Source organism: Streptomyces sp. NPDC086080 (assembly GCF_044540255.1).
Lineage (GTDB): Bacteria > Actinomycetota > Actinomycetes > Streptomycetales > Streptomycetaceae > Streptomyces.
In genome coordinates this window covers 1-15,787 of record NZ_JBITRU010000037.1, presented here as the reverse complement: position 1 = coordinate 15,787, position 15,787 = coordinate 1, and the positions used below count along the sequence as shown (strand labels likewise).

Annotated in this window: 10 protein-coding genes; 4 read left to right on the top strand and 6 right to left on the bottom strand. The window is 72.3% G+C overall.

Annotation, left to right across the window (positions count from 1 at the left end; translation table 11 throughout):
* Positions 1 to 142: 142 nt before the first annotated feature.
* The 4 genes from ACIF9R_RS31980 to ACIF9R_RS31965 form a co-directional block, all read right to left on the bottom strand.
* A complete protein-coding gene (locus ACIF9R_RS31980; RefSeq protein WP_399985909.1) occupies positions 143 to 1,510 on the bottom strand; it encodes a PrsW family intramembrane metalloprotease in 1,368 nt (455 codons plus the stop codon).
* Positions 1,511 to 1,556: 46 nt separating this feature from the next.
* Complete coding sequence (gene trmB / locus ACIF9R_RS31975; protein WP_399985908.1) at positions 1,557 to 2,396, bottom strand: tRNA (guanosine(46)-N7)-methyltransferase TrmB; 840 nt, start codon at positions 2,394 to 2,396, stop codon at positions 1,557 to 1,559.
* Between the two features lie 45 nt (positions 2,397 to 2,441).
* Positions 2,442 to 3,734: an L-2-hydroxyglutarate oxidase gene (gene lhgO, locus ACIF9R_RS31970; RefSeq protein ID WP_399985907.1), complete on the bottom strand. Its 1,293-nt coding sequence runs from the start codon at positions 3,732 to 3,734 to the stop codon at positions 2,442 to 2,444.
* Between the two features lie 99 nt (positions 3,735 to 3,833).
* Positions 3,834 to 5,258, bottom strand: a complete 1,425-nt coding sequence (locus tag ACIF9R_RS31965) for an MFS transporter (protein WP_399985906.1) — start codon at positions 5,256 to 5,258, stop codon at positions 3,834 to 3,836.
* 738 nt (positions 5,259 to 5,996) lie between these two features.
* On the opposite strand from ACIF9R_RS31965, the gene ACIF9R_RS31960 reads away from it, so the two are divergent.
* Complete coding sequence (locus tag ACIF9R_RS31960) at positions 5,997 to 8,141, top strand: asparagine synthase-related protein (RefSeq protein ID WP_399985905.1); 2,145 nt, start codon at positions 5,997 to 5,999, stop codon at positions 8,139 to 8,141.
* A 956-nt stretch (positions 8,142 to 9,097) separates the two neighbouring features.
* On the opposite strand, the gene ACIF9R_RS31955 is transcribed toward ACIF9R_RS31960, so the two are convergent.
* The gene (locus tag ACIF9R_RS31955) at positions 9,098 to 9,835 is read right to left on the bottom strand and encodes a TetR/AcrR family transcriptional regulator (protein WP_399985904.1); all 738 of its coding nucleotides are present in this window, start codon (positions 9,833 to 9,835) and stop codon (positions 9,098 to 9,100) included.
* A gap of 378 nt (positions 9,836 to 10,213) precedes the next feature.
* Between ACIF9R_RS31955 and ACIF9R_RS31950 the strand changes: the two genes are divergently transcribed.
* Both ACIF9R_RS31950 and ACIF9R_RS31945 read left to right on the top strand, forming a co-directional pair.
* Positions 10,214 to 11,593 carry an NAD(P)/FAD-dependent oxidoreductase gene (locus ACIF9R_RS31950; RefSeq protein WP_399985903.1) on the top strand — a complete coding sequence of 460 codons (1,380 nt, stop codon included), beginning with the start codon at positions 10,214 to 10,216 and terminating at the stop codon, positions 11,591 to 11,593.
* A 173-nt stretch (positions 11,594 to 11,766) separates the two neighbouring features.
* Positions 11,767 to 13,458, top strand: a complete 1,692-nt coding sequence (locus ACIF9R_RS31945; RefSeq protein ID WP_399985902.1) for a SpoIIE family protein phosphatase — start codon at positions 11,767 to 11,769, stop codon at positions 13,456 to 13,458.
* Between the two features lie 32 nt (positions 13,459 to 13,490).
* Here the strand turns inward: ACIF9R_RS31945 and ACIF9R_RS31940 are convergent, their stop codons facing one another.
* Positions 13,491 to 14,765, bottom strand: a complete 1,275-nt coding sequence (locus ACIF9R_RS31940) for an MFS transporter (RefSeq protein ID WP_399985948.1) — start codon at positions 14,763 to 14,765, stop codon at positions 13,491 to 13,493.
* 122 nt (positions 14,766 to 14,887) lie between these two features.
* Here ACIF9R_RS31940 and ACIF9R_RS31935 point away from each other — a divergent pair, with 122 nt between their 5' ends.
* Positions 14,888 to 15,436: a MarR family winged helix-turn-helix transcriptional regulator gene (locus ACIF9R_RS31935; RefSeq protein ID WP_399985901.1), complete on the top strand. Its 549-nt coding sequence runs from the start codon at positions 14,888 to 14,890 to the stop codon at positions 15,434 to 15,436.
* Positions 15,437 to 15,787: the final 351 nt, after the last annotated feature.

Sequence of the window (15,787 nt, the reverse complement as noted above, 5' to 3'; positions counted from 1 at the left end):
CCCTGAGACCCCGGCAGTCCCGACGACGCCCCCCCGACGTCAGGGCTGCCGGTCAGGTGTGTTCCGGGGCGGTCGCGGCAGCCCCGTCGTCCGCCGGGGAACTTACGGTTCTTGACGGACCGTCGTGCACTGCGCGGACCCGTCAGGGGCGGTAGGCGTTCGGGTCGTACGCCGGGTAGGGGTGCCCGTAGGGCGGCTGCCCGTGCGCAGGGTGGCCGTACGCAGGATGGCCGGGCGAAGGAGGACCGTACGCCCCGTGCGCCGGCCACGGTGCGGCGGCGACCGGAACCGGCGGCGCGGTGACACGGGCCGCGTGGTCCAGCGCCGGACGGGCCGCGCCCCGCCGGTGCCACAACTCCAGTAGCAGCTCCCGTTCCCGGGTCACGAAATCCGTCCCGGCCCTGCCCAGTCGGCCCCGGTGCCGCAGGAACGCCAGCGAGGTCGCGTAGGCCTCGTACTGCGCGACCGCGCGCGCCGCGGGCTTGCCGCCGTACCGGCGGGCGTACTGCCGGGCCAGGCGCCGCGCCCGCATCGAGCCGAGCGCGAACGGCTCCGCCGGGGTGAGCCAGCCCGCCACCGCGTACGCGGGCAGTTCCACCCGCACGGTCCGCAGCTCCCGGTGCCTCGTCCACACCACCAGCCAGGTCAGCAGGCCGAACATCGGCACCATGAACGCCCCGTACACCGCGAAGAAGCCGAAGTGTCCGAGCGTGGCCGAACCGTTCCACAGCGCGTGCATGCCCATCGCCAGGAGCAGTCCGCACAGCGGCAGCAGCACCCGCCTCAGCCGCTGCCGGTCCGTGGACAGCGCGGCCATGCCGAAGCCGATCCCGGTGAGCACGGTGAACAGGGGATGCGCGAACGGCGACATGACGACGCGGACGAAGAAGGTCGCCGCGGTGACCGAAGCCACCCCGCTGCCGCCGGTGAGCTGGTCCGTGCCGAAGGCGGTGCCGAGGTAGAGGATGTTCTCGGTGAACGCGAAGCCGGTGGCGGTGACCCCGGCTATCACCACGCCGTCGAGGATTCCGGTGAAGTCGCGTCTGCGGAAGAGGAAGACCAGGAGAACGGCCGCCGCCTTCGCGGTCTCCTCCACGACCGGCGCGATGACGGTCGCCCCCAGGGTGTCGGCGCCGGCCGGGTCCGCCGTCGCCGTCGCTATCCACCGTGTGGCGAAACTGTTCGCGACGATCGCGATGAGCGCCGCCGCGCATGCCCCCCAGGCGAAGGCGAACAGCAGGTTCCGCCAGGGCCCCGGCTCGACCCGGTCGAGCCAGCGGAAGACGGCCAGCAGCAACGGCACGGGGAGTACGGCGAGACCGAGTCCGACCAGGAACCCCTGGGTCCCCGTCTGCTCACGGACCAGGGCGAGGATCACCAGACCGGACAGTGTGAGCAGGGTGATCAGCGCGCCGTAACGGACCCATGGCCGCTGCCACCAGTGCGCGTGCCGCAGCGTGCCGCCGGAAGCTTCACCCGGGGGCGCCGGGTACGGAGGGCTGGTGGCCACGTGATCGACCCTAACGAGGGAGGGGCAGGGCAGGCTGCGCGCGGTCTCAGGCTCGGTGCCCGGCCCGCTCCGCATGCGGTACGCGGCGGAAGAGCAGGTCGTTCACGACATGACCCTTGTCCAGTCCCTGCCCCTCGAAACGAGTGAGCGGCCGGAACCCGGGTCGCGGCGCGAAACCACCGTCCTCCCGCGTGTTCTCGAAGGCGGGGTGCGCGGTGAGCACCTCCAGCATCTGCTCCGCGTACGGCTCCCAGTCGGTGGCGCAGTGCACGACCGCCCCCGGCCTCAGCCGGGCCGCGGCGAGGGTCAGGAACTCCGGCTGGATCAGTCGGCGCTTGTGGTGCCGCTTCTTCGGCCAGGGGTCCGGGAAGTACACGCGCAGCCCCCCGAGGTCGTCGGGCGCGAGCATCTCGCGCAGGAGGATGATCGCGTCGCCGTTGCCCACCCGGATGTTGGTCAGTCCGCGCTGGTCGGCGAGGTTGAGCAGGTTGCCCTGGCCGGGGGTGTGGACGTCGACCGCGAGAAGATTGGTGGCCGGGTCGGCGGCGGCCATCGCCGCGGTGGCCTCGCCCATGCCGAAGCCGATCTCCAGCACGACCGGGTTGTCGTTGCCGAAGAACGCGGCGAGATCCAGCCGCCGGCTGCCGTCGATGTCGAAACCCCACGTCGGCCACAGCCGCTGCAGCGCGTCCGCCTGCCCGGCGGTGACGCGGCTGCGGCGTGGCTGGAAGCTGCGGATACGCCGCTCGAAGTGCGACCCGGCGGGATCGGCCTTCGGCCCGTCCGGGAACCGCGGTTCCCCCTTGGCCCGAGTACGGCGGACCGGCACACCGACCGGGTGGGCAGCGGGGCGCGGTGCTTCGGGGGTGCTCACGGAATCAGACACAGTGCTCCCGATTTTACGGGGACGCGGTGGGCGGTCGGGGTGCCCTCACCTCTCCAGGGCCGTGAGCTGCGCCATCGTCCGCCGCGCGATCTCCCGTCCGATCGGCAGGGACGCGGTCGCGGCCGGCGAGGGCGCGTTCAGCACATGCACCGCACGGGGGGTCTCCTGGAGGAGGAAGTCGTCGGCCAGGGTGCCGTCCCGCAGCACCGCCTGGGCTCTCACCCCAGCCGCCGCCGGCACCAGGTCGTCCTCCCGCACGGCGGGCAGCAGCCGGCGTACGGCACGGGCGAAGGCCGCCTTGGACAGCGAGCGGTGCAGTTCGCCGGTGCCGTACCGCCAGTGGCGGCGGGCCAGCTGCCAGGAGCCCGGCCAGGCGAGGGTCGCCGCCAGCTCACGCGGGCGCACGGTGCGCCGGTCGTAACCCTCGCGGGCCAGGGCCGGGACCGCGTTGGGGCCGACGTGGACACCTCCGTCGATGCCCCGGGTGAGGTGGACGCCGAGGAAGGGGAACGCCGGGTCGGGCACCGGGTACACCAGTCCCCGCACCAGCTCCGGGCGGGCCAGCTCGTAGTACTCACCGCGGAACGGCACGATCCGGGCGCCCGGATCGTCACCGGTACGGCGGGCGATCTCGTCGCAGTACAGACCCGCGCAGTTCACCAGCACCCGGCCGCGCACCACATCGCCCCCGGCCGTCAGGACGGCGACTCCCCTGTCGGGGCGGCGGTCGACGCGTACGACCCGCGTTCCGTAGCGGATCTGCGCGCCGGAGGCCTCCGCGAGCCGCCGGGCGACCGCCGCGAAGTCGCAGATGCCGGTGGTGCCGACGTGGATGGCCGCCAGGCCCTCCACCTCCGGCTCGTACTCCGCGATCTGCGCGCCGCACAGTTCGCGGACCGTGAGGCCGTTCTCCCTGCCGCGCTGGACCAGGGCGTGCAGCCGCGGAAGCTCCTCGCGGGCCGTGGCGACGATCAGCTTGCCCGTCACCGCGTGCGGGATGTCGTACTCCGCGCAGAATTTCACCATCTCGGCGGCACCCCGCACCGCGTACCGCGCCTTCAGCGAGCCGGGGCGGTAGTAGACGCCGCTGTGGATGACTCCGCTGTTGCGGCCCGTCTGGTGCCGGGCCGGGCCGGGCTCCTTCTCCAGCACCGTCACCCGGGTGCCCGGAGCGGCGCGGCTGATCGCGTACGCCGTCGACATTCCGACGATCCCGCCGCCGACCACCAGGACGTCGCAGTCGTACGACCGCGTCACGGTCTCCCGCGCCGTCCCCGCGTCCCGCGTCTCCCGCGCCCCCTGCGTCACCCGCGCCACCTCCCGCATCCGATAGTGCACCCTGCCACTGACAACGGCTTCGGCTCCGGTCGTCTCCAGCGGTTCCCGGTGGTTCCGGTGGTTCCCAGTGGTCCCTGTCGGTCCCGTGGCCGGCCGTGGTCAGGCCGTGGTCATCAGGAGCGGGCGGGCGCGCTCGCGCAGTTCGACCACGCGGGGCTCGTCGCCGTAGGGCTCCAGACGGTGCAGGAGGTCCTTGACGTACTCGGTGGTGCGGGCGGACGAGATGCGGCCCGCCACCTCCACCGCGCGCACGCCCTGCTCGCAGGCCGCGTCCAGATTGCCCGACTCCAGTTCGGCCACCGCCGAGACGACCAGGCGCAGCCCGTGCGAGCGCACGAACTCCTCCGTCGGCCGCGACAGTGCCTGCTCGGTGAAGCGGCGGACCTGGCGGGGTGCCTTCAGATCGCGGTAGCACTCCGCGGCGTCGGCGGCGAAGCGGTCGTAGGAGTAGAAGCCGAGCCAGACGGGGTCGCTGTCGCCGGGACGGGAGCGTTCCAGCCAGCTCTCCGCAGATTTCAGCGCGGCACCGGCCGCCTGGGCGTCTCCCGCGCGTGCGTGCGCGCGTGCCTCCACCAGGCGGAAGAAGCTCAGGGTGCGGGCGGTGGCCAGGCCGCGGTTGCGTTCCAGTGCGGCCTGGGCGAGGTCCACGCCCTCGTCGCCGAAGCCGCGGTAGGTCGCCTGGAGGGACATCGAGGCGAGGACGTAGCCGCCGAGGGGGACGTCGGCCGCAGCGCGGGCCAGGCGCAGGGCCTGGATGTAGTAGCGCTGGGCCGCCTCCTGCTGGCCGGTGTCGAAGGCCATCCAGCCGGCCAGCCGGGTCAGTTCCGCCGCGGCACCGAACAGCGAGCGGCCCACGTCGTCCGCGTACGAGCCGAGCAGCAGCGGGGCCGCCTCCACCCGGAGGCACTCGGGGACCATCGACGAACGCCAGTCGCCACCGCCGTACTTGGAGTCCCAGCGCCGGGCGTCCTCGGCGGCCTCCCGCAGCTTGCGCACATCGCTGTGGCCGACTTTGAGCGGTGCGCCGGAGCCGTCGGCGGGGTTCACCTCGCGCGCCACCGAACTGTCGGCCGGGGTTATCAGCCACCGTGAGGCGGGTGTCGCGTAGGCGCTCACCGCGAACGACCCGGCGAGGGACTGCCAGATGCCGCCGGAGCCGGCTCTGCGGCCGGCCAGATCCAGCCGGTACAGGTCCGTCGCGGAGCGCACCGCCTGTCCGACGTCCCGCGGAAAGGCGAGGCCCACCTCCGGTGCGGGATCCGCGTCCGCCAGGCCGATCTCGTGGAGCGGCACGGGACGGCCCAGCTTCTGGCCGATGGCGGCGGCGATCAGATGCGGTGCCGCACCCTGCGGCACCATTCCCTTCGACACCCAGCGCGCCACGGACGTCTTGTCGTAGCGAAGTGTCAGTCCCCGCTGTGCGCCAAGGTCGTTGACGCGCCGCGCGAGGCCCGCGTTGCTGATTCCCGCGAGGGCGAGAACGGCGCCGAGTTTTTCGTTCGGCCCGCGTTGCTCCCTGGACATGCGCCACCCCTCGACACAGACGGCTGCCGCTCTGGCATAACCGCGCGGCATTCGTAAACCCAGCGTAGTTCGCCGCATCCCAAGCGTTAAGGGGCATTCTTCCGGATGGCGGGATTGTGGTCCGTACTGAAGTACGGGTCCGATACGCGCAGTTGCGGCGCGCTCCTGGTGTGTGGCCGTGCGCCCGTATGTGCGCTCTTCTCCGGCCATCGCGAGAGCGGTTCCATGGGTGGTGCGTGGGTCGGCCCGCTGTACTGGATCCAGCGGGCTGGGGGACACCGCCGCCTACATCCCCGCGGGTGGCGGAACGGTCCGGGAGGCGTGCTCCGTCTCCCGGACTGCGCGGCCGTTCAGTGGTGCGCAGAGCCTGTACGGAGCGTGTTCGAGGACGTCCTCACCGCTTCGATTTGGCCGAAAATCGATCCCGCTCTTTCGGGTGTATCCGCGCTTCTACCCAGGTAGTTGAGGGCGCGTTGAGGGTCATGGGGGCGCGCTGTGGGGGCGCATTCGCGTCGCAGCGGCGTGGCGTGTGGCGTGGCGCGGATGCGGTGACACGGCGGCGGCGGAAGCCTGTTCGGATCGGGGTCGATCCACGGGGGAACGGGGTGGGTGTATCCGCCGGGGCGCATTCGACGGAGCACATACGGCTCCGGCACGCTTCCTGAGCGCCTCCTTCATGGCAGCATGGGGAACCGGTTCGTACGGTGCACTGGTTGTCCACAGCCTGTGGAGGCGGCGATGCGGTGGTTGGTGGGGTGGAGCAGCACCGCCGCGAGAGCCATGGGGTTCGGCCCCACCGGCTCCGCCGGCGCCACAGGAGTCGACGGCGAGACCGTGCGCCCCGTGGGATCACAGTTGCTGTGGGGCGACCCCGACCCGCTGTGGGCGGTCGGCGACTGGCGCCCCGACGAGGTCCGGGTGGTCACGGCCGACGAAGAGACCCGGATCGCCGTCCTCGGCACCTGCGGCGCCTCCGACGAGCAACTGCGCGTCGCGCTCTTCGCCGCCCGGGGCGGGGCACTGCGGCATCTGACCGCCTGGGCGGGGAGCTACACGGCCGTGGTGCGGGTGGGGCGCCGGATCACGGTCTGCGGCGATCTCGCCGGCGCGCGGCCCGTGTTCCACACCCCCTGGGCGGGCGGCACCGCGTACGCCACCGCCGCGCTGCCGCTCGCCGACCTCGTCGAGGCCAACCTCGACTTCGGACACCTCGCCGCGCTGCTCGCCGCCCCCGACGTGCCGGCCGCGCTGCACGACTCCACGCCGTACGACGGCGTGAAGCGCATTCCGCCGGGGCACGCGCTGATTCTCCGCGCGGGGGCGCGCGAGATCGCCGGGTACGAACCCGTCGCCTCACTCGTCGTCGCCGCACCGCCGGCCGACCCCGACCACGCGGTGGACGCCGTCCGAGACGCGCTGGTCGAGGCCGTACGGACCCGGCTCGCGGCACCCCGGCACGTCCCCGGCGCCGACATCGATCCCGGGCCGGTGCCGGGAATGGGTCCCGCCGAGCGGCGTGCCGCCCGTGGCACGCCGGTGCCGGGGATCGGGGCGGATCTGTCCGGAGGGCCGGCGTCCGGGGCGCTGGCGCTGCTGGCGGCGGGGCTGCCCGGGATGCCGGGGACCGTACTGGGGCACGGCACCGGAGCCGGGGAGCGGCTGCTGGCCGTCACCTTCAACGACCTGGCCGGAGGGGGAGGGGCCGGGGCAGCCGGCGGCGCCGGAGGGGGCCGGGACGCGGACGAGATGGAGCGGGCGGGAGAACTGGCCGCCAACCCGCGGCTGCACCATGTGGTGGTGGCCGGAGGGGAGTCGACGCTGCCGTACGTCGAACTGGACGGGCCGTTGACGGACGAGCCGGGACCCTCGCTGGTGACCGCCGCCCGGCACCGGGCACGGCTGGCGGCCGGGAGCGCGGACCACTTCACGGGGTACGGGGCGAAGCAGGTGCTGGACGCGCATCCGGCGCGGCTGGCCGATCTGCTGATGGACCGCAAGCGGCGGCATCTGGTGCGGCCGGTCGCCGCCCTGGCGAAGGCGGACGGGTCCGTGATGGTGCCCGCGCGGGTCTATTCCGCGGCGCGACGGCTTGCCCGTACGCCGTACCGGGCGGGGCTGGAGAGCCTCGCGGAGCGGCTGCTGCACCGGCGCCTGGACGATGACGGGCCGGGGGCGGCGGATGCCTCGCTGGCCGCGCTGACCTGGGGAAGACCCGGGCCCGCGGCGCGCTGGCTGACCGGGGAGGCGCTGGCTGAAGTATCGGTTCGCCTCCAGGCGTCGACGCGGCGGTCGGACGTCGGGCCCGGGCAGCGGCCCGGAGACTTCCGGGCGCGTGCGGCGCTGGCCCGCCACGCGGCGGATCTGCGGGTGCTGGAGCAGGCCGCCGAGATCCGCTCGCAGCGGTTGCACGCGCCGTTCCTCGACAACCAGGTGGTACGAGCCTGCCGGGCCCTGCCGGAGGCGCTGCGGGTGCAGCCCGGGGCCCGGGCGTCCATCCTCCGGTCGGTGCTGGAGGGGGCGGGCGTGCGGGAGCTCCCGGCGGGATGGGGCGCGCCGGGCGCGGCCACCTCGGCGGCTGCGGCGCGGACGGGGTTGCGGGTGGCTGCGGGCACGCTGATGTCGCTGTTCGACACGCCGCTGCTGGCGGAGGCGGGGCTGGTCGAGGCGCGGGTGGTCCGCAAGGCGCTGCGGGGTGCGGCGGAGGGCGAGCCACTGCCGCTGGACGGTCTGGCGGACCTCGTCGCGCTGGAGGTGTGGCTACGACGGCTGCTGGCCCGCCGGGGAACCTGCTGGACCGGGACCCCGGCCCGCCAACGAGCGGTCCCGGGCGGAATCGCCCCGCAGCGGGGCGCCCTGGGCGCGGGCGCGACCGGCCCTCGCTGACCGCCTCGGGCGGGGGGTGGGGATTCCATGCCGGCGGCATGGCCGATGCCCGCGGGTCGCCTGCGCGTGCGGTGCGTCTGTCTGTCCGGCGGGGGTGCGGGTGGTGTGCCTGCGGTGCGTCTGTCTGTCCGGTGGGGGTGCGGGTGGTGTGCCTGCGGCGCGGGCGCCTGTCGGGTGGGGGTGGTGTGCCTGCGGCGTGGGCGTCTGTCGGGTGGGGGTGGGGGTCTCATGCCTGCGGCGTGGGCGTCTGTCGGGTGGGGGTGGGGGTCTCATGCCTGCGGCGTGGGCGTCTGTCGGGTGGGGGTGGTGTGCCTGCGGCGTGGGCGTCTGTCGGGTGGGGGTGGGGGTCTCATGCCTGCGGCGTGGGCGTCTGTCCGGTGGGGGTGCGGGTCCTATGCCTGCGGCGCAGCTTTCGGTTCGGTGGGGGCTTGGGTAGCGCCCACGGTGGGTGGGTGGGGCGGGGCCGCGTCGGGGGTGTCCGTCCTCGGACTGGCGCGCAATAGGCGACTTGTGAAGTGAGGGTGCGGACGCGCCAGTCGCTGCGGGCGAACACCCCCGCCCCGTCCCCTTCCCGCCGCGCGCGACCGACCCCGCCCACCGCCGGCGGTACCCGGCCGCCGTACGCGGCCGCGGGCAGCCACACCCACCACACCCACCACACCCGCCGCTCCCGCCGCTCCGCGGGCAGTCGTGCCTCCCCCAGTGCCTTAAGGGCCTGGGAGGTACCCCCAGGGCGATGGGGGTCCCCCCGCTCGAGCGAAGTCGAGAGTGGGGGAGAAGCCGAGAGTGGGGGAGGGTGGGCGCGACGGCACCCCGCTGGCGCCGGGCTGCGCAGACACCCCCGCCCAGCACCAACGTCGGCGACCAGGAGAACACCGGGCCGCACAGCTCACACCGCAGCGAAGCGCTGGCCCACCCGGCCCACACTCATGGTCACGCGCACAGCGCGCCACTCGTCACGCCGGACGTGACCGCAGCCCCTCCAGGAGAATGTCCAGCAACCGCGCCGACGCCGCCGCCTGCTGCGCCGCGTCCGGCAAGGAGGGCGCCGCCGTCGCTATTACCAGCAGCACATCCGACACGGACACGTCCGGCCGCAACTCCCCCGCCGTCCGGGCCCGCTCCACCAGCTGTCCCACGACGTCGAGCAGCTCCGAGGCCCCTCCGTCGTCCACCGGCGGAGCCTCCGGCACCAGGCGCAGATCCCCCGCCGCCTGCGTCCGCTGCTGCGGCAGCCGCGCGTGGTCCGGCAGACCGCGTTCCTCCGCCACCCCCACCCGCAGGACCTGCGGCGGCAGCAGCCGCCCCGCGCCGGAGGCGACCGAGGTGCGCAGGAAGCGGGACAGCGCCGACCACGGCTCGTCCTCCTGGCCGAGCGCCGCACGCGCCTGCTCGGTCAGCCGGGAGGTCTCCTCCTCGGCGATCCGCCGCACCAGAACGTCCTTGCTCGGGAAACGCCGGTACACCGTGCCCACACCGACCCGTGCCCGGCGTGCCACGTCCTCCATCGGCGCGCCGTAGCCCAGCTCGCCGAAGACCTCACGCGCGGCACGCAGCACGTGCTCCAGATTGCGCTGCGCGTCCACACGCAGCGGTGCCGTGCGCGAACCGTCCCCCCGAGCGCCGCCCGCGGACGCGCCCAGAGCGCCGCCGGTCGTCAGAGCGGAAGACCAATGAGAGTCCTGAACATGCATATGTGTTCCCCCGGTAATGACGTCTCCCCCCGGAGACTTCTCCCCGTCATTGATGGCCGGGGCATGCGGAAGAGGCCCGGCCTGTCGGTCCCGCCCGTCGCGGACCCGATGAGCGCAGCCCCCTACACCCCGTCGACACACGAACATAGTTGAGAGGGGGTCAATTCAGAAGGGGCATGTTCCGCACGGAGCGCCCCCCGATCGGAGCACGGGTGGCATTCATCCGTAATGTGCACCTCGCTGGGGGTGGGGTTACCTATGTTGACCTGCTGGTATGTGGTCAAGGTCGGTGAATCGGCCAACCCGGGGTGCTGGGTCCCTCCGGTCACACAATTCGTCGAGGCTGTGGACAAACGCAAGCGACGGGTGCGTCATGGGATGGTGAAGGAACGTGCGCGCATTCTCGTTGTCGGCGGCGGCTACGTCGGGATGTACACGGCCCTGCGTCTCCAGCGGAAGCTGAAACGGGAACTCGGGCAGGGCGAGGCGGAGATCACGGTGGTCACCCCGGACCCGTACATGACGTATCAGCCGTTTCTGCCCGAAGCGGCCGCCGGTGCCATTTCTCCTCGTCATGTCGTCGTACCGCTGCGTCGTGTCCTCGACCGGTGCCACATCGTCATCGGCGAGGCGACCGCGGTCGACCACGCGAAGCGCACCGCCACTGTCAGCACCCTCGCCACGGACGAGGAAGGCACGGGAGGGCGGCGGATCGCCTACGACGAGCTGGTGCTCGCGCCGGGTTCCGTCTCGCGCACGCTGCCGATTCCCGGCCTTGCCGAGCACGCCATCGGCTTCAGGACCGTCGAGGAGGCCATCGGCCTGCGCAACCACGTCCTCGAACAGATGGACATCGCGTCCTCGACCCGCGACCCCCAGATCCGCGATGCCGCCCTGACCTTCGTCTTCGTGGGCGGAGGCTACGCGGGCGTCGAGGCGCTCGGTGAGCTGGAGGACATGGCCCGTTACGCCGCGCGGTATTACCACAACCTCCGGCCCGAGGACATGAAGTGGATCCTCGTCGAGGCATCCGGGCGGATCCTGCCCGAGGTCGGTGAGGAGCTGGGGAGGTACACGGTCACCGAGCTGCGCCGGCGCAACATCGACGTCCGACTGGAAACCCGGCTGGAATCCTGCGCGGACCGGGTGGCGGTGCTCAGCGACGGTTCTCGCTTCCCCACGCGTACGGTCGTGTGGACCGCCGGCGTCAAGCCGCATCCCGTCCTCGCCGCCACCGATCTGCCGCTGAACGGGCGGGGGCGGCTGAAATGCACCGCTGAACTGGCCGTCGAGGGTGCCGCGCACGCGTGGGCCGCGGGGGACGCCGCCGCCGTTCCCGACGTCACCGCGCGGGAGGCCGGGCGGGAGTGCGCCGCCAACGCGCAGCACGCGCTGCGACAGGCGCGGACCCTCGCGGACAATCTCGTCCGCTCCCTGCGGGGTGAACCGCTGGAGACCTACGCCCACAAGTACGCCGGTTCCGTCGCGTCCCTGGGGCTGCACAAGGGCGTCGCGCAGGTGTACGGGCGCAGGCTCAAGGGCTTCCCCGCCTGGTTCATGCACCGGACCTATCACCTCAGCCGGATCCCGACCTTCAACCGGAAGGCACGGGTGGCTGCCGAGTGGACGCTCGCGGGGCTCTTCAAACGGGAGATCGTCTCCCTGGGGTCACTCGAACATCCCCGGGCGGAGTTCGAACTGGCGGCCGGTGGAAAGCCATCTCAGGACCCCCCGAACAACCCGAAGGGGTCGTCCTGACCGGACGCAGGAACTCCTGCGGCCGGCCCGGCGTCTGACGGATGTCGGCCCGGTCGGCACCCTGCCAGACTGGTCCACCACCGCGGGTGGTCCCCGCCCACCCCCGGTGCGGCCCCCGGGGCCCCGGCCGGTCCTGGTTTCCGGCCGCCGACAACTACACGAGGCAAGGATTCGTGAACTTCACGCGCTGGAGCGCCCGGCTCCCCGGAACGCAGCGTCGCGCGGCAGCGCGGACCGAGCAGGCGGTCTCCCCGGACCGGCGGGGAGAGGGCTCCGTGCCCGCGGCCCGCGGCGAACAGCGCTCCGACGACCTGGGACCCGTCCCGGCCGTCGACGAGCTCGGGGTGCGTGAGGTCCTGGACCGCGTCCCCTCCCTCGTCGCTCTGGTCCACGGCCCCGACCACCGCATCGCCTACGTCAATGACGCCTATACGACGGCCTTCGGCGTCCGCCCCATCGGTGCACCCGCGCGCGGAGCGCTGCCCGAACTCGACGAGATCGGCCTGCTGCCCCTCCTCGATCAGGTCCGGCGAAGCGGCAAGCCCCGCACGGTGAAGTCCCGCAAGGCCCCCGACGGCCGCTCCTACACGTTCACCTGCACCCCCGTCAGCGGGGGCGAGGGCCGCGCGGTGCTGATCTTCGCCACCGACGTCACCGACCACGCCGAGGCCGCCGAGCGCCTGCGGGCCAGCGAACGCCGACAGCGTGAGACCGCCGTCACCCTCCAGCGCTCCCTGCTCCCACAGGAACTCGAGGAGCCCGACGACCTCCGCGTCGCCGCCACCTACCACCCCGGCGGCACCGAGGCCGCCGTCGGCGGCGACTGGTACGACGTGATCACCCTGGGTGGCGGCCGTACCGCCCTGGTCATCGGCGATGTGATGGGAAGGGGCGTCCGCGCCGCCGCCGTCATGGGCCAGCTCCGTACGGCCGTACGGGCCTACGCGCGGCTCGATCTCCCGCCGCACGAAGTCCTCCAGCTCCTCGACGGCCTCGCCATGGAGATCGACGCCAACCAGATCGCCACCTGCGTCTACGCCATCCACGACCCCAACGAGGGCCGCCTGGTGTACGCCTCCGCCGGCCACCTGCCCATCCTCGTCCGCGACGAGAACGGCACCGTCCAGCGCGCCGACGAACCCACCGGACCCCCGCTCGGCACCGGCGGCTGGATGCACACCTCCGGCTCCATCAGTCTCGGTCCCGGCTCCACCGCCGTCCTCTACACGGACGGCCTGGTCGAACGGAGGAACGAGGACCTGGACGAGGGCATCGCGGCCCTGGAGCGCGCCCTGGCCGGGGCCAGCGGCAGCCCGCAGGTCGTCTGCGACCGCCTGGTCCGCTCGGCCGGCGTCACCCCCGACCACGACGACGACGTCGCCGTGCTGGTTCTCCAGCACCCCGCCCGCAGGGGAGCGGAGAGCGAACTCTTCCGCAATGCCGCGCTGGAACTGCTCGGCGGAGTCGAAGCGGCACCACGCGCGCGTGCCTTCGCGTCAGGAGTGCTGACCAGCTGGCGCTTCCCCACCGAGCTGCACGACCTCGGGGTCCTGGCCGCCAGCGAACTGGTCGCCAACTCCCTCCAGCACGGCACACCCCCTATGCGACTGCGTCTGCGCCGCACGGATCGCCGCCTGATCATCGAGGTCACCGACGGCGACGACCACCTGCCCAGGCGCCGCCGCGCGGAGCCCGGCGACGAGTCCGGCCGGGGCATCGCCATCGTCGCGACGATCGCCTCCCACTGGGGCAGCAGACGCACCCCGGGCGGCGGCAAGGCGGTCTGGTGCGAGTTCCTCCTCCCGAAGCCGTCGGAATCGTCGAGACCGTCGAAACCGTCGAGGGCCGGCGGCTCCGGTCGGTAGGACGCGCCAGGGAGAGGTGCCCGCGGCCCGGCTCAGGCGTGCGCCGGTGCCTGTCCCGCTTCCGCGCGGCCCTGCGCCACCACAAGGCTCCGCACCGCCGACGGATGGTCCTGCAGGTCGGTCAGCTGCCGCCCCAGCCGCACCGCCAGCACGGTGATGCCGAGCGAGAACAGCAGGAAGACCACGATGTACGGCGCGTGCAGCGAGGCTCCCAGCGGGCCGCCCACCGCCGGACCCACGGCCAGCGCGAGCTGCTTCACCAGGGCGAACGCCGAGTTGTACTGACCGGCCATGCCGGCCGGCGCGAGGTCGGCGACCAACGGCGCGAGCGTCGGCGACAGCAGTGCCTCACCGAGACCGAACAGGGCGTACGTCGAGATGAACGCGGCGGTCGCCATCGCCTGGCTGCCGTTGCCCAGCCCGGCGTAACCGGCCACGGCCCACGCCACGGCCCAGATCAGACCCACGGACGCGATCACGCGCGAGCGCTTGCGCCGCTCCACGAACCGCAGCACGGCGAACTGCGCGACCACGATCACCAGCGTGTTCGCCGCCAGCGCCGTCCCGAGCGCGGAGGTGGAGATCCCGGCGGCCTCGACGCCGTACGCGCTCAGCCCGGACTCGAACTGGCCGTAGCAGGCGAAGAACAGCACGAAGCCCAGCACACAGAGCTGCACCATGGCCCGGTTGCCCAGCAGCTGCTTCCAGCCTGCCGCAGCCGACTGCCGGGGTGCGCCCGTGATGCGCGGCGAGTGCGGCATCCGTACCGTCGCCATCACCACGACGAGCAGCAAGAACATCGCCGCCTCAAGGGCGAAGAGGAGGGTGAAGGAGCGGGCCTTCGTCGGGTCCACGAGGTGACCGCCGATGAGACCGCCGACCCCGAGCCCCAGGTTCTGCAGGAAGAACTGCATGGCGAACGCACGGGACCGGGTCTCCGCGGTGGAGCAGTCCACGATCATCGTCGCTAGCGCCGGCTGCATCACCGCCTGTCCGGCACCGAGCGCCGACGCCGAGAGCAGCACGGTCGCCGAGCCGCTCGACAGTCCCAGGCTCAGTGCGCCGAGCGCGGCCGTGACCAGGGCGACGAGCAGCACCGGCAGCGGACCCCGCCGCACGATGGCCCGCCCGGCGAACGGCAGCACGATCAGCGCGGCCACGGCGAAGACGGCGAGTACCAGACCCGCCGTCATGGCCCCCAGCCCTCGCACCTGCGCCACATAGACGTACAGATACGGAACCGTGAAGCCCAGCCCGAAGGCACTGAGCGCGTTGCCCACATGGATCCGGCGCATCGCAGCGCCCATCGCCGTGGTCACGTTCACCTCATTCACTAGTTAGATCTGAAGACTTAGAAGCTAAAGTTCGAAGCTAAAGAGTACATAGTGAAGAACTTCAAGGCAAAGTGCAGGCGTGCCATACTGCGGGCATGGGCGACACCTCCGGTCTCGGCGAACCGACACTCGAAGAGCAGATCGCCGCGTACCAGCGAGAGTTCCGGGATCTTGACCCCCAGGTCGAGAAGATCGTCAACGCTCTGTCCCGGTTGAATCGGCGGATGAACGTCGCCTATGGCCGCCAGACCGCCGAGCTCGGCATCACCAACGCCGACTGGGAGGTCCTCAAGGCCCTCGTCCTGGCCGGTGCCCCGTACCGCATGGGTCCCAGTGACCTCGCCAAGCGTCTCGGTCTGACCCCGGCCGCCATGACCCACCGGATCGATCGCATGGTCGCCGAGGGCCTGGTCACCCGGGAGAGGGACGAGACCAACCGGGTTCGCGTGATCGTGGAGCTCACCCCCGCCGGCCGGGAGAAGTGGCAGGTGGCCATGCGCATGGCCACCGTCTTCGAGAGCGACCTCCTCCAGGACCTCGACCAGGACGAGCGGGCGACGCTCGGTGAGGTCCTCACCCGCCTGCTGCGCAGGGTGGAGGACGCCCAGCCGGACGCCGGCGGACGCCTCAGCGACCTGGACTGAAAGATCTTGGCCGGCGGAGGTTGACAGTCACCTCCCTGATCCGTAGAGTTCTTCGGGTTGCCACGGAGCCGTATCGGTTCTCCGGCAACACCTCCCGCCGCGACTGCGGCACTCAAAACCTCAGTACGACCTCCCCACGGGAACGATTTCGGCATGCCTGAATTCGAATTCCCGCCCCCGATTTGGGGAACGCGGAGAGAAGCGCTAAGGTTTGAGACGTCGGAACGGCCCAACGGCCGGGAAGGCGACCCCCGCTGACTGGGAATCAGGCCCGAAAGGATCTGATAGAGTCGGAAACGCAAGACCGAAGGGAAGCCCGGAGGAAAGCCCGAGAGGGTGAGTACAAAGGAA

Coding starts and splice junctions, on each gene's coding strand:
- ACIF9R_RS31965 (WP_399985906.1), bottom strand. CDS start 5,258: ATGTCCAGGGAGCAACGCGGGCCGAACGAAAAACTCGGCGCCGTTCTC.
- ACIF9R_RS31960 (WP_399985905.1), top strand. CDS start 5,997: ATGCGGTGGTTGGTGGGGTGGAGCAGCACCGCCGCGAGAGCCATGGGG.
- ACIF9R_RS31955 (WP_399985904.1), bottom strand. CDS start 9,835: ATGCATGTTCAGGACTCTCATTGGTCTTCCGCTCTGACGACCGGCGGC.
- ACIF9R_RS31950 (WP_399985903.1), top strand. CDS start 10,214: ATGGTGAAGGAACGTGCGCGCATTCTCGTTGTCGGCGGCGGCTACGTC.
- ACIF9R_RS31940 (WP_399985948.1), bottom strand. CDS start 14,765: ATGGGCGCTGCGATGCGCCGGATCCATGTGGGCAACGCGCTCAGTGCC.
- ACIF9R_RS31935 (WP_399985901.1), top strand. CDS start 14,888: ATGGGCGACACCTCCGGTCTCGGCGAACCGACACTCGAAGAGCAGATC.